Here is a 15,347-nt window from a genome sequence, read left to right as displayed (position 1 = left end):
AATTGCCAACAGCAGTTATTGCTTTCTAACCGAGATTCCGCAGCTATTTTTAGAATTTATTTCGCCGAAGATGCCGACACGTTCGTAACAATTGCGAAAACTTGCTGCCTTTGAGGCACTTGCAGAGAGGCATGTGATTTTTGATGACGAGTCACGTTTAACCTCCTGATAGTAGTGAGAGATAGTTTAACCGAATATTGATATCAGAAACCGACTTGGGTGCTACCATTGGATGACCAAATTAATCGTTATGTGATGAAAGTTACATTATTTATTAGATAATTAGGTGCGGAATGACGGCTGCAAACCTCTCGTCGCGATTAAAACGCCTTTGCATCGAACAAAATTTAACCACAAAAGGTAAATAGGCCCTAGTAAACGTTTTTCTTTCTTTTCACTAACACAACATGAAAGGTTCGTAAGGTTTCGTTGTGCTTCGTTTTGTGTGTGAGGTCACGACGGGATAATTAAAAATAAGATAGGATAATATAGTATTCAGATGATTATGAATCTGCGTGAGATAAGTGTGTTTGAATTCAACAAGATGCGTAGTTTTATTTAATAGATTCATGAGGAAATCAGATGTTTCATTTGAACCAGTATAGTTTTGCTAAACGACTAGGAGCCGGGTTCGCTATTATCATACTATTGTCGTTAGTGATTTACGGAGAAGGTCTTCGCTCTCGAACGGTGACGAAGAGCCAAGTCAGTCAGTTGATTGAAGCACATGTTGGCGTACGTGAAGTGTTTGGTTTACAAGTATTAGAAAATAGCTACCTTAATACACGAGACCCTGTTTATGCTCAACGTTTCAAAAAGTGGCATAAGGTTAACTTAGAGAACTTTATTGCTAATAAGCATATTTTCACTCATCCGGATAACCGTAAGTTAGTTGAGGCATTTGAATTGGCTAGTGTCGCTTATGGGCAGGAGTTTGATGCCTTCAACCAACAGATGAATAAGGTTCAAAGCATTAATAAGCAGCTTGGAAAAGTAGAAGAAAAGTGGGCAAGTGAGTTTTTATCTGACAACGCACAATTAAGATTAATACAACTAAGTAAAGTAAGAATGCAGGTTGAACTGCAGTTAGAACCGTCATTGATTGAAGCGTGGCAGCACCAGCTTGAAGAGTGGAATCGCAATATCATGGTGACGGACAACGAAGTTGCTGAATATCAAAATGAGTTAAATCAAGTTGCTCTGTATGTTTCTAACCTTGTTCATACTCGTGAAGTAATGAACACATATGCAGTACAAGTGCGTGATAGCGCCAAAACGTTAGCAAGTAACATTGAAACCCAAATGGAGGAATCGGAGCACTTTAGTTCGATAGTCAGTATTGTGGTTTGCCTGCTTTCCGTTATTGCGAGCTTCATTATTGGTTTGGTGATTACGCGTTCTGTGGTTAATCCGGTTAATGAGACTATTCGTATTGTAAAGCGCTTGGCTGCGGGTGAATTACACCATCACTTGCCAACAAAAGGTAAAGATGAAATGGCCAGCCTTGCGATTGCGATCAACGATATGACGAGATCGCTACGTGCTATGGTGGGAGATATCTGTCATAACCTTGGTGCACTTAACACTATCGCGGCAGACGTGTTCGTGATGGCAACGGAAAATAATAACGGCTCGAAATTACAGTTATCAGAAGCTGAACTCGTTGCGACGGCGATGACTCAATTGACGGCAACAATGAATGAGATTACAGGCAGTGTTTCTGAAGTTGCAGAAAGTGCAGGCAGAAGTCAGCAGCTCATCAATCGTTGTAATGAAGTGACCGACGACGCGATTGAGGGCTTTACCACACTAGATAGCAATATTATGGGCGCATCCACTGTCGTTGAGCAGCTAGCGAAAGGGACGGAAAACATCAGCTCCGTGCTTGAAGTCATCAATAGCATTTCCGAGCAAACCAACTTATTGGCACTGAATGCCGCCATTGAAGCGGCACGTGCTGGTGAGCAGGGGCGTGGTTTTGCGGTGGTGGCAGATGAAGTACGCTTGCTTGCACAACGAACACAAAGCTCGACTCAGGAAATTAAAACCATCATCACCTCATTGCGTGAAGATGCCTCACAAGCGGTTGAAGTCATGGAACAAAGCCGCAATGCGATGTCTGCCTCTCATCAACAAGTGAATGACATTGGTTCACACCTGCATAATGTTCAAGATTTAGTCAGTAATGTTGCTGAGCAGGCGATTAACTTATCGTCGGCATCGGTTGAGCAAAACGTGACTGCTGAGTCATTTAACGAAAGCATGCAAGTCATTGTTGATATTACCCGACGTTACTCCGAGCGAGCTGAACAGCTAGAAAAAACCGCAGAGCAGCTAGCAGCCTGTAAGGATGACATCAATGAGCATGTCTCTCAGTTTCATCTGTCTTAATTTTACTATATCCAAATAGATCACTCATGCCCGGTTTTTATGCAATTGCATGATTTCAGGGCTGTTTGGGTTTGCAGTTGTTTTTATTGGCATTTGCATCAATAGTGGGTGTTGGCATACTTTGCGCGTCTGTAGACCAAGCATTTGGAGTTGTTGGGTATATCGTTTTGGTAACGTAGAATTTAAACCAAGGAGTTCAAGTGAAAATTTCACGCCGTAATTTTCTTAAATCTATTGGAGCGTTAGGGGCGAGTTTAAGCTTGAGCCCGTTAGTTCATGCTCAAACCCAAAAGCCGAATGTACTGTTTATCGCCATTGACGACCTAAACGATTGGATTGGTGGGTTACGTGGTCATGTACAGGCAAAAACACCGAACATCGATCGTTTGATGCAAAAAAGCCATAAATTTGTCAATGCCCACTGTGCGGTCCCCGTTTGTGGTCCGTCACGCAACGCGATTTTGTCTGGTATGGCGCCAACGACAACAGGTTGGTACACCAACCGAGAACTTGGTCTGAAAAACTTTCCAGCGATCGCTGAAGAAGTGATGGGCAATATTCCCACCTTACCACAGCATTTTAAGCAGAATGGTTACTACACCATGGCGTGTGGCAAAATTTTCCATCATGGTACCTCGGACTATCGTGCAGAAAAGCAGTGGCACGTTGAGCAAGATAAATACGAAATCAAAAACGAGGAATACCTCGAGCGTGGTTTTGGCTATGGTCGTTACGGCGTCAATGATCACAAATACTACCCATTTCCGAAAGATGGCGGTCAAATCGTCACGACATTTGGTCCGGATGCGAAAGGAAAATCCCTTTGCTGGGGCGAACTTGAGCGTAAGGATATCCCAATGGGCGGCTTGATGCCGGACGAATATTTTGCACATTGGGCTGCCGAGCAACTGCACAAAGATTACGATCAGCCTTTCTTTTTAGCGGCGGGGTTTTTTCGACCACATGTACCTTTCACTGCGCCGGAAGAGTATTTTGAAATGTTCCCGCTTGAGTCTATTCAGATGCCGGACATTATCGAAGACGAAATGAAAGATATCCCACTTTACGGTAAAGCCATGACGATGGGCGCAATTGAAGGAGGGGACCACGCAGCAGTAGAAAAAGTGAGTCCGACGTTCTGGAGAGAGCTGGTGCGCGCTAACCTGGCTTGCATTGCCTTCGTGGATGCGCAAATTGGTAAAGTCTTAGATGCGCTTGAGTCGAGTAAATATAACGACAATACCGTGGTGATGCTTTGGTCTGATCATGGGCAAAATTTTGGTGAACACCGAAACTGGCGTAAAAACACGTTATGGGAAGAGTCTACTCATGTTCCCTTAGTGATTAAAATGCCGAAACAGACACAAGGTGTGGAATATACAGAAGCGGTAAGCTTACTTGATGTTTACCCGACCATTACATCACTATGCGGTTTGCCAGAAGTGCCTTCCAACGAAGGGTTAAGCCTGACCCCTTTCATTAATAACCCTGACTTTAAACGAAATAAGCCAGCGGTGACGACTTGGGGATATAAAAACCATGCCGTGCGTGATGAACGCTACCGTTACATTCAATATCGCGATGGTTCTGAAGAGCTGTATGATCACAACGTCGATCCAAATGAGCATACCAACCTAGCAAATCAGTCAGAATACAAAGGTGTGATTGAAAAACTCAAAGTATGGATCCCAACAAAGAATCGCTTACCTTATGGTATGGAAGACTTTAAGCAAGGTGATTTCTTAGAAAAACACTTACGCGAGTGGGAACAAAATGATGTTCCAGACTTCTTAAGCTAATTTATAGTTAACTTCAAGATGCCGACGCAAGTTCGGCATCTTTTTTATGGTTACGTATGGGTATAAACCTCTCTTTAGTTTTGCTGCGCTGGGTATGAGTCTGAGTGCGTTATCCTGCAAAACTCAGAATGTGACCTCTGTCCCTTCTTGACCTCACGGCACATGATCATTTGTGACTTATGATATTTCGAATGTTTTCTTTTTTTGGTTTTTAATAGTTTTTATATAAAATTCTTACCAAGATCACTCACTTCGAAAGACTTTGTAAATATAATGAATATCTTCGTAAGTTGAGGGTAAAGGCTACGACACCCCGCAACTTTAAAACTATGGCCTTATCATCAAGGGGTGAATAAGAATGTCGATGAACAAAAACACTAAGTTGAGCAATTTAGTCAAATTGACACTCGCTACATCGATGGGTTTTGTCTTTACAACAGGTGTTTCAGCAAACGTCAATATTGACAACCTAACCGGACTGGCTGCCAGTGGTGGTGGTGATGCTTATGATGTGTACAACTTAAAAGCACTGTATGAGTATGTTAATGCAAACCAGGCATGGAACTCAGGGCTTTATCAGCTGTTAGAATCCGCAACCACTAAAGAAGAAGCGGCGGCGCTGGCGAGTGCTCTCAGCCCAGATCGCAGTGGGGCGTCCTTATACAGCGTTATGTCATCACAATCTCTCTTTTCCAATACCTTACGTAAACGTGGCACAGACTTTATTTTAGGGGATTACGGTAACACTTCTATGTGGGTATCGGTCTTGGGGTCTGAATCAAGTCAGTATGTAACTAATGATGGTAGCAATCGCTACGATGGTTATGACTCAGAATCCACTGGTATTGCCTTCGGTTACGATCTTATGCGTTCAAGTGATGCCATTGTTGGATTAGCATTCAGTCAACAAAAAACAGACGTGGAAAACCGTCTGACTGACCGCACTCTGGATATCGAGAATTACTATGCGGCCTTGCATGGTCTGTTCAAATTTGACGACATGTACCTTTCAGCACAAGGCATTGTTGGTTGGTCTGATTACCTAAGCAAACACAATGTGAATGGTGTTCCTTCTTACTCTGGTTCAACCGCTGAAGATGCAACGTTTGGTGGTGACAACTACGGTGTGAGTGCGGATTTGTACTACCCACTTTACGTTGGTTCTTTTACTGTTCTTCCATCTGTTTACGCCGATTACCAATTGGTTCGCGTGGATGGTTATAAAGAAAATCAAGCCGATAATTCTCTCTTAGTGAAAGATTTTGACAAACTTGAGCATGAAGCCTTGTATCTCGGTGTTGGTGTTGAAGTCGCGAACAGCATTTCCACTAACCTGGGTATTTTCTCTGCACAAGCGAAATTTAAAGCCAAACAAGAAGTGCTTGATCATATCACCTTCTCCAAAGGTCGTCTGGCTAATGGTGGTTATGAATTTGCAGCGCCAATTGCACAACTTGATGACACTTTCTATGAAACCAACATCGATTTCACCTGGGAAACCGCAAGCAACTTCTCATTTAACCTCGGTGCTCAGTACTCTTGGAGTGATTCACAAGACACGACCATGTTTTACGGCCGTGGCACGTACTCTTTCTAATTGAGTGGGTTGTATTGAAAATGAAAATGACACTTAAACTCCTGCCACTTGCTGTCTTCTCTGCATTACAAAGTGGCGCGGTCATGGCTGCAGACGTGGATACAACGTCTTATTTGCAGCCTGCGGGACATATGTATTTCTTTGAGCAAGGCATGCCTGCGCCCATTCAGGCGGAAAAAGGTACGCTGAGCTTAAATAATGACTTCCGTAAAGACGGCGATACGGGTCTTAAATGGGAATTTGAGCGCAAAGGCAAGCTCATTTTTAACCAGCCAATTGGCTATAAGCACTTTGAAGCTAACGGTAAAGACCAGTCGACCAGTGCTTTTACTACGTGGATTTACAATACCAAAGCGAACAAAGGTCAATTGCGTTTTTCATTCAAAGAGGCAGGTAAAACTCAAGTCTACTTTGATGTAAACATGGATTTCGAAGGTTGGCGTCAGTTAATGATTCCGTTCGAGGACATGACAGGCAAAGCAACGGAAACCATGGATCAGTTGGTGGTTGACACCATAGATATGGTAGATAAGGGAACGATTTATCTGGATCAGGTGATGGTGAGCATTCCTGTTGATCCTCGTTGGTCAACACGTGACGCACAAGTCCCGTTTGTGAATTTAGCTGCTGATACCGCGCCAAACCAACACTGGTTAGCGTTGCACCGTTATTATGGTTTTATCAACCAATATCAAGCTCGCCAGCATGAGAGTGCAAAAGCGACATCATCCGCTAAGGCGCCTCGTTCGATTGCTGACATTCATGAGAAATTGCATGCGTTTGCACTTGGTACAGCACCAGGTAACAGCGACGCAAAGTTCGCTGAGATCGAAAAGAAATACGCCGCTTACAATCTGAAAGAAGTCGATGGTGTGATAGTTGGTGAAGGGCTTGATAACTCCAACCGATTGAAACTATTCCTCGACAAAGGCGTGAATCGTGGTTTGCTTGATGAAAATGGTTTTGAGGTGGTGTTTGATACGGCCGATTTGCGCCGTTATGGTGAGTTAATGCTCGATATTGCGCGAGCATTACAAGGCAAACTGGATGATAACACGCGTGCTGATCTCACTGACAAGTACGTTAAATTAACGCGCTACGCATTAGCACAAGGCTATACCGCCGAGAGTGGTGTTGGTACTGCACATCACTTTGGTTATACATTGCGTGCGTTATTCCAGGCGCATTACTTAGCACGTGATCTATTGCAAGCGCACGGCTTAAGCAAAGACGTTACTGAGATGATGGTATGGTTCTCGGGGACAGGGCGTATCTATCGACCAGTCGAAGAGATGACCAGCTTTAACGTTGATGTCATGAACACGCAGTTGCGTGGCATGCTGTACAGCATCTTGATGCAAGAAGACGCGGAAACACGAGACATGTTGTTGGCTCAGTTTGGTTTCTGGCTGTCTAAGTCTATCTCAACTTCTCATGGTCTCAGTGGTGGCTTTAAGCAAGATGGTTCTATCTTCCACCACTCTCAACACTATCCAGCCTACGCTAAAGGCGCATTGACAGGGTTAACCCCTGTGGTTGAAGCGTTAGCTCGCACAAAATATGCGATCGATACGCACGCCCATGAAACGCTGAAAAAAGCCACCGCAATGTCGGAAATATGGAGTAATGATGGACTAACATTAATGTCCATTACAGGCCGCCACCCAACGGGTAAAGAAGGCATCTCTGTTGAGCCGTTCCAGCACATGGCAATGGCTGGCACACCGGATGGCAAACAAGATATTGACCCGGATATGGCATCGGCATACCTGCGTTTAACCAAAGGTATGAAAGATGACTCATTCCGTCGTTTCTTGCTAGATAAGGGCTTTAAAGCGGGCTCTGTCCCGCAGGGTAACTGGGCAATGAACTATGCCAGTATGGGCATTCAACGCCGAGATGACTGGGTTGCTGCCGTACGCGGTTTCAGCCGTTACTTAGTCAGCCATGAATCCTATGCGAATGCAAACCGCTACGGGCGTTACATCAATTATGGTCAATTAGAGATCATGGATGCAGACGGTAAGACGCGTGCATTCAGCCATGATGGCTGGGATTGGAACCGTTGGCCAGGCACGACAGCAGTCCAGCTTCCGATGGCGCAGGTTGAAGCGCATCTACTCAACGTTGACCGTTTCTCTGGTTTAGAAGAGATGTTGTTCTCTGAACAAACCTATGCTGGCGCAGTTTCTAATGGAAAAAATGGCTTGTATGCCATGGTGCTGCAAGGCCACCCTAAATATGATGCCTCTTTCCGTGCTAACAAGTCGGTCTTTTTCTTTGATAACCGAATTGTTGCGCTAGGTAGTGACATTGTAACTAAGGTGAAAGACTACCCAATACAAACCACCTTATTCCAACATGCGATTCGCTCTCCACGCGATACCATGCTGGTTAACGGTAATGCTTATCAGGGTTCAGAAACAGCGCTGAAGGCGGCCAGAAATGGTCACCAACAAATCATCGACCCAGATGGTAATGCTTATTTTATTCTGGGTAACAGCGTTGTTAAAGTGGCGGCTCATAAGCAGCAATCACTGCATCAAAAGAACAGCTCTGCCACCGAGGGTGAGTTTGCCACGGCTGTGATTGATCATGGTAAAGCGCCTGACAAGGCGGGATACGAATACGCCGTTTTAGTCAATCCAGAGCAAAAAGAGTTACTGACATTTGCCAGCACTTTGGATGATAAAAAGGCGGCTCCTTACCGAGTCCTGCAAAAAGATAGCCAAGCACACGTGGTCGTTGACCGTGTGAGCCGAACCACTGGTTACGCTGTTTTTGCGCCATCAGAGTTCAAATCGGGTGTGATTGCCAGTGTAGACAAACCAGCCATGTTGATGGTGGAGAAGAAAGGCCAAGCCATTAATCTTGCGATGGTTAACCCAGACCTCAACTTATACCAAGGTAAAGAAGCATCGCAATACACCGAAGACGGCGTGCAAAAAGAGGTGAGTATCTACTCTCGTGAGTGGCGTCATAGTCCATCTCAACCAGTAGCGAACTCCGTGGTGCTTAACGGTCATTGGCAAGCCGATAGCTTACCAACAACGGTTTCATTAACGCGTGTTAAAGACACAACCGTGGTTAACTTCACCACAGTAGAAGCCAATCCGATCCAAATCACACTGAATAAAATTAAATAATGTGTCGCGGGGTTGCCCCCGCGTCCTCTAGAAGGAATAGACATGAGTATTTCAAGTCGTACCGTGTTAGCTGCCGCGATTTCAATCGTATTGTCAGTTAACGTATGGGCTGATGCTGCTAAATCGACAGAGAAAGAGGCTGCGCCAGTCGTTGAACAACAAGTGAATATGATGACGCCGAAGATGCTTTCATTCGAAGAAGCGTCTGTGCCTGATTATGTGTCGATCGATGGTGAAGGTTCTATTGATGTCACTAAAAATCGTTTTTTGAACGGTTCACAATCTCTGATCTGGAAATATGAACCAAACGCACCGCTTGTTATCGATCAAAGCTTTAATTTCTACCCAATAAAAACCATTCGCAAAGAGTGGGGCCGTTGGGGTTATACCGTTCTTTCTACTTGGGTTTATAACGAAGAAGCAAATGATGGTGAGCTAGAATTCAAACTTGGCTCAAGCACAGCAAACGCGAAACTCAACTTTACAGGTTGGCGAGCAATCGGCTTTGCTGTGGAGCGTGATATGAATGGCATGCCATCTTCGGTAATGGATGGGCTGAGCATCACACCGAAAACAGACAAAGCTGGCCAACTCTACATTGACCGCGTCATGGTCAGTATTGATGATGCCCGCTACCAATGGTCAGACTACACGGTTACGACCGCGATTGACGTACCAGAAATCGATTTCAAACTGCCAAAAGAGCTACCGCAAGCAAGTGCAGAAGAAATTGCTGGCGTTACTCGTATCAAAAATGACCTGATCAATTACTACATTAAAGACAGTAAGGCGAGCGCCAAAGTACTGCGTGACATCGATGAAGAATTCGCGAATATAGGTTTAACTCAACATGCTGATGGTGTGATTAATGGTCCTCACATCATCACGAAAAAACAAAATGTGATTTACCAAGTAAAACACATGAACGATTACGACAAAGCCTTGGTTGATGGCTACTACCACCTGCGCCCGTTCTCTGAGCTGATGAGTAAAATTGGTCGTGCTTATTTATCAAGTAACGATGCTACTGTTCGCCAAGATCTAGCTAACAAGTACATTCTGATGTCTAAGCACCTGTTGGATCAAGGTTTTCAAAAAGGCTCTGGCTTAATCGCAACTCACCACTGGGGTTATGCATCGCGTGATTGGTACGCCTCAATCCTATTGATGGAAGACGTCCTAACGAAAACAAATCTAATGAAACCAGTGCATGACGCTTTGTTGTGGTACTCGCGTGAATTTAATGAGCGTGGCTTTGGTATGTTTGTCAACAATAAGTCCTTAGATATGGACTATTTGAACACACTTTTGCTTGCTCAACTTTCTATGACGCTGACTGTGCCTGATCAGAATGAGCGTATCGCGTTGATGAATAAGTTTAGTAACTTTATGTCTGCTAACGTGACGCAGGTGCCTGTGGGCTATGAAGATGGTTTCCGTCCAGATGGCACAGCGTGGCGTCATCAAGGTAACTACCCAGGTTACTCATTTGCTGCACTCTCCGCGAGTGGACATCTTGCGTACTTACTGCGCGGCACACCATTCGAGCTGTCTACCGAGGCGCGTCAAGTATTGAAGAAAGCGATGCTGGCGGCGCGTACTTACAGTAACAATAACCCAGGTCTGGGTGTGATTGGTCGTCGTCCATTCTTTAAAACCAGTGTGGATAAAGTGGCGATAGGTATGCGTTACCTGGCTTTAGCGGGCGTAGAGTCGAATCAAGTTGATAAAGAGCTAGCCAGTGCTTATCTTCGTATTGAGCAGCTTTCTGCCAAAGATGGTGCGAAGATTTTTAAAACTAAGGTTACACCAGAATCTCACCCACAAGGCTTTACGGCGTTTAACTACGCAGCCATGGGTATCCATCGTTTTGCCGATAAGATGGTGACCATGAAAGGTTGGAACAAATACGTGTGGTCATCAGAGATCTACGGTGGCGGTGGCCCTGCTAACCGTTACGGTCGATACCAATCACACGGTACGGTGCAAATTCACAAATTTGGTGAAGAATCTGACTACGGTTACGATGAAAACGGCTGGGACTGGAACCGTCCACCGGGTGGTACCACGATCCATTTGCCGTGGGAGCTGCTTGATGCACCAAACCCACACACCACGATGCTGAAAAACGACGTTAAGTTTAACGGGGCAACCAGCTTAGATGGGAAGTACGGTACGTTTGGTTTCATCCTACAAAACCCAATGCTTTACGCGCCAGTAATAGATCCGGCTTTCACAGCGAAGAAAGCGGTGTTCAGTTTCGACAACCGTCTGGTACTGACGGGTAACGATATCCGCAACAATAACAGCGAGTATCCGACAGAAACGACCCTGTTCCAACACGGTATCACTCAATTAACAGACTCTTTGAATGTCAACGGTGAGAAGATCACTCAGTTCCCATACGAAGCGACGTTAACAGAAGGTGATTGGTTGATCGATGGCATGGGTAACGGTTACTACATCGTCAAAGGTGCCGAAATCCAGGTGCGTCGCCAGGCGCAAGAATCACGCGATAACCAGAAAAAACAGCCAACTTTCGGTAACTTCCAATCGGCTTGGATTAACCACGGTGTGAAACCAGATAACGCTGAATATGAATACATCGTCATTCTTGATGCCACACCTACGAAAATGGCACAGGTTGCAGAAGCGGTGAAAGCGGGCGATGTGTACGAAGTGGTGCAAAAGAACAGCAACGTTCACATTGTTCGTGATAAAGCCACGGGTGCAACGGGTTACTCTGTATTTAGTTTTGCACGTATCACGGATAAATACGTTCGCGCCGTGAGTACATCATCTTTAGTGATGACTCAACCAGAAGGTGAAGACCAACTGAAACTAAGTGTGGCAAACCCAGACCTAAACATGGAAAAAAATACGCTCAGTGATTACGCTCCAGTAATGGTGACACTGCACGGTGCATGGGAACTCACGGGTGAACACAGCAACGTGAAAGCAGACGTGAAAGGCAGCAAAACGACCGTATTTTTTATGTGTAAAGATGGTCTGCCAATTCAGGTTACTCTGAGAAAGGCGTAAAACCTGACACAGTGTTAAATTTGAATTGAGTAGGAGGAGGCCTCACCTCACCGGCCTCCGTCCTCTCACATCACCGTATAAGTACAATATAAACGTAGGTCGCATACGGCGACTACGAATACACTTTCAGCGACTCGTACCCATTTCGCAATTAGTACAATACAGCCCCAATACCTCGAACCATGATTAACTTGGGGTGTTAATACCAACTCTGACATCCCTAGCTTACACGCATTACGCTCTGGTATCTTGTTGCTGTAGCTATGCTGTATCTGCGATTACGATATTTAAGTCGGTAGCATCTTAGGCGTCGCCCGAATTCGTCCAAACGCTGCTGCTTTGCCGTATGGCGAGTCTAAAGTAGTGTTGCTAACCTCTTAGGTATTGAATTAACTCGGCTATTATCATCTGTAACTCTCGACTTCGATTACGCTTCGTTATCTGGCGAAGCACATACGCAACCGTTTAAAGCTTGTCGATGTTTCGAAATGGTCGCATCGATGTCAAGTGTGTCGACAGTTGCACATCCTTTATTTCTTCTTCACGCATCTAAGATCTTGATTTAAGTTGGTTGTAGAGCAGATTTTCTCCATCAACTCAGTTGAGGTCACCAAGACTCACCCTCCTGTCTACGCCTACCATGCTTTCCATTCTTCGTTGCTATGAGTTGTACTGGCGGTATCACCTATCGGGACGTAGAGATGTTATTTATCTTGTTATGAATCCACATAATTGAGTGTCATAACAAGAGCTGGCAAGACAGAGCTTGCTATAGATTCACTTCTTCCTTGGCACTTCCAACATTAAAACTCTCCGTAGGATCGCGGAGCACATATGGTTGAGTTGTTATAACTATTCCCCAAAATAAATTCAGATTTAAAATGTTACAATGTCACATTTTAAATCCAGAAGGATCCTACTCTATCAATTTCTGAGAACTGTAATTCTCAGAAATTGACAAAAATTTAAACTTCTGTATGGTTATATTGAGGTGTTCTGGAATAAAAAAAGTTTGTTCGATACTCAGGATGTTTCAAGTGAACATTAAGGTTGATAAAGTATGATCGAAAACCAACTGTCTCTCCTTGGCGACTTTTCCGATGTACGGCCAGAGCACGTAGAAGCGGCAATTCGGGCCGCACAGAAAAAAGGCGTTAATGTCGCCACGAGCCCACAGTTTCAAGCTGTTTTTGACCATCTTCTCCATGAATTTGAAAAGCGAAAAGAACGCTATTCCCCAAACACGTTGCGTCGCCTCAAAAGTGCTTGGAAATGCTTTGTTGACTGGTGCGTAAGGAACCACCGCGATTCCTTACCCGCGTCACCTGCCACGGTAGAAACCTTCTTTATTGAACATGCTAACGAGTTACACCGTAACACGTTAGCAATATATCGTTGGGCGATATCTCGCTTTCACCGCGTAACTGGTTGCCCTGACCCTTGCATTGATATTCATGTTGAGGACAGGATCAAAGCAATATCTCGGAAAAAAGTGCGTTCTGGTGAAGTCATCAAGCAAGCGTCTCCCTTTACCGAACGACACTTAATGAGCTTGATTGAGCTTTGGGGTGGCAACGAAAGATTATTGATTAAACGTAACCTAGCCTTACTTGCTGCTGCTTATGAATCCATGCTAAGGGCCGCTGAATTAGCAAACATTCGCCTCTGTGATCTTCATCTGGAAGACGGAATCGCCATTCTGACCATTCCTGTCACTAAAACAAACCATTCGGGGGAGCCGGATACTTGCATACTTAGCGAGGATGTGGTGAGCCTGATTTTGGATTATACCGATGCGGCAAAGCTCGACATTGGCGCAGATGGCTACTTGTTTGTTGGCATTTCCAAGCACAACTCGTGCTTTAAGCCTAAAGTGGATGAGGCAACGGGTGAGCAAATCCATAAAGGCATTACAACTAAACTGGTCGAAAAAATATTCTATTCAGCATGGCATGATCTTGGCTTAAAACGTCATGGTATTAAACCATTCACCGGACACAGCGCACGAGTCGGTGCAACACAGGACTTGCTTAGAAAGGGCTACAGCACGTTACAAATACAGCAATCTGGCCGTTGGTCTAGTGAGGCAATGGTTTTGCGCTATGGTCGAGGTATCTTAGCGCGTGAAAGCGCAATGGCGAAAAGTCGTATTAAGAAAAGGGCTTAAATTGTCACTCATACTACATAACTGCTCCTAGAGCACCGATCAGTTTAAAAATCACACAGTGACTTCAGACCCAAAGCATGATCAAATACACAGTATTGTTATCTTATAAACTGATGGATTATGTCTAATTCTAGAAACTGGGAACCACCTACTGCTCTTTCCAAAAAAGAGCAGTTTATTTGCAAAAAGTTAAAACAGGCCGAAAAACTGTTTGTGTTCTTACGAACTAATCGTCATCTCATCATTAATGAAGAGATTAATCATAAGCTTATGTCGATGTATGCTGACCACCCAAGAGGAAAGCCTGCTGTTCCGGCCGCTCTTTTAGCTATGGCAACGATTCTCCAAGCATACGAGCAAAAATCGGATGCCGGAGCGACATTAGAAGCGATGTTTGACCAACGTTGGCAAATGGTACTGGACTGTCTAGGCAGCGAGGAATCGCCATTTTCACAAGGTACCTTATGTGATTTTCGTCATCGTTTAATTGCGAACGATATGGATGTAGTTTTACTTGAACATACCGTAAATGTCGCTCGTGAAGTGGGAGGTTTTAGTCATGTTCAGCTCAAAGTGGCACTAGACTCAGCGCCACTACAGGGCCTGACAGAAATCATCGACATCACAGAAGGTTTCAATTAATTTGTCCATGCTCGTTCCTTGGAGGTATCTGTTCACTTTTGGTCGAATGATCAGATCAGGGAACGAGCAATTAGTTCCTCTGCTAGCTCAGTTTCTTATCCAAAGTTCAGGTTAATACAGCTGTAATCCGGTGAACGCAGCTGCACATCCATCAATCTAAACAGTGAATTGATGAAGCCCTCCGTTGCTCGTAGTGACAAGCCGAAAATTTCTTTGAGCATAAGCGCAGTCTCTATAGCCGTGTCACTGAACTGAAAACCTCTTCCCCTCCTTCCATGATGTTCTTGGCATTGCCAAGCATCTTTAGCTTTCTCATCAAGCCAGAAGGTGAGGCTTCCCCTATTCACCAAGGCTTGATTGTACTCTTTCCAGTTTGTGATTTTGCGTGTCGATTTGCCCATGGTCCCGTCCCTTGAAGATACTCACGGGATCTGATCGATGAATAGGCAAAAGGTTCCCGGCATTTAGTCAACAACGCCAGTTAAACGGTCAATACAGCGGAAATTTGAAGAAAAGGGCGTATAGCGGCTCTACTTTCCAAGCCATCTATGCGTTCGCCCAGG

Annotated in this window: 6 protein-coding genes and 2 pseudogenes; 7 read left to right on the top strand and 1 reads right to left on the bottom strand. The window is 44.7% G+C overall.

Annotated features, from left to right (window positions below):
* The first annotated feature begins 582 nt into the window (after positions 1–582).
* The 7 genes and pseudogenes from UF06_RS03515 to UF06_RS03485 all read left to right on the top strand — a co-directional run.
* Positions 583–2,391 carry a methyl-accepting chemotaxis protein gene (locus UF06_RS03515; protein ID WP_045569202.1) on the top strand — a complete coding sequence of 603 codons (1,809 nt, stop codon included), beginning with the start codon at positions 583–585 and terminating at the stop codon, positions 2,389–2,391.
* Positions 2,392–2,591: 200 nt separating this feature from the next.
* The gene (locus UF06_RS03510; protein ID WP_052702509.1) at positions 2,592–4,190 is read left to right on the top strand and encodes a sulfatase-like hydrolase/transferase; all 1,599 of its coding nucleotides are present in this window, start codon (positions 2,592–2,594) and stop codon (positions 4,188–4,190) included.
* 358 nt (positions 4,191–4,548) lie between these two features.
* Positions 4,549–5,787 (top strand): autotransporter outer membrane beta-barrel domain-containing protein, encoded by a 1,239-nt coding sequence (locus UF06_RS03505; RefSeq protein ID WP_082069559.1) that lies wholly within the window; start codon positions 4,549–4,551, stop codon positions 5,785–5,787.
* 26 nt (positions 5,788–5,813) lie between these two features.
* A complete protein-coding gene (locus UF06_RS03500; protein ID WP_045569200.1) occupies positions 5,814–8,933 on the top strand; it encodes a chondroitinase family polysaccharide lyase in 3,120 nt (1,039 codons plus the stop codon).
* A gap of 42 nt (positions 8,934–8,975) precedes the next feature.
* Positions 8,976–11,975, top strand: a complete 3,000-nt coding sequence (locus UF06_RS03495) for a chondroitinase family polysaccharide lyase (RefSeq protein ID WP_045569199.1) — start codon at positions 8,976–8,978, stop codon at positions 11,973–11,975.
* A 1,060-nt stretch (positions 11,976–13,035) separates the two neighbouring features.
* Complete coding sequence (locus UF06_RS03490; protein ID WP_045569198.1) at positions 13,036–14,142, top strand: tyrosine-type recombinase/integrase; 1,107 nt, start codon at positions 13,036–13,038, stop codon at positions 14,140–14,142.
* Positions 14,143–14,262: 120 nt separating this feature from the next.
* Positions 14,263–14,745 (top strand): annotated as a pseudogene (locus tag UF06_RS03485) (transposase); the annotation flags it as partial.
* A 152-nt stretch (positions 14,746–14,897) separates the two neighbouring features.
* Here the strand turns inward: UF06_RS03485 and UF06_RS03480 are convergent.
* A pseudogene (locus tag UF06_RS03480) lies at positions 14,898–15,185 on the bottom strand (transposase); the annotation flags it as partial.
* Positions 15,186–15,347 lie beyond the last annotated feature (162 nt).

Source organism: Vibrio sp. S234-5 (assembly GCF_000960595.1).
In the GTDB taxonomy this organism is placed as follows: domain Bacteria; phylum Pseudomonadota; class Gammaproteobacteria; order Enterobacterales; family Vibrionaceae; genus Vibrio.
The sequence above is the reverse complement of the archived record's forward strand: the minus strand, read 5'-3'. Positions and strand labels throughout refer to the sequence as shown.

Coding starts and splice junctions, on each gene's coding strand:
- UF06_RS03515 (WP_045569202.1), top strand. CDS start 583: ATGTTTCATTTGAACCAGTATAGTTTTGCTAAACGACTAGGAGCCGGG.
- UF06_RS03505 (WP_082069559.1), top strand. CDS start 4,549: ATGTCGATGAACAAAAACACTAAGTTGAGCAATTTAGTCAAATTGACA.
- UF06_RS03500 (WP_045569200.1), top strand. CDS start 5,814: ATGACACTTAAACTCCTGCCACTTGCTGTCTTCTCTGCATTACAAAGT.
- UF06_RS03495 (WP_045569199.1), top strand. CDS start 8,976: ATGAGTATTTCAAGTCGTACCGTGTTAGCTGCCGCGATTTCAATCGTA.
- UF06_RS03490 (WP_045569198.1), top strand. CDS start 13,036: ATGATCGAAAACCAACTGTCTCTCCTTGGCGACTTTTCCGATGTACGG.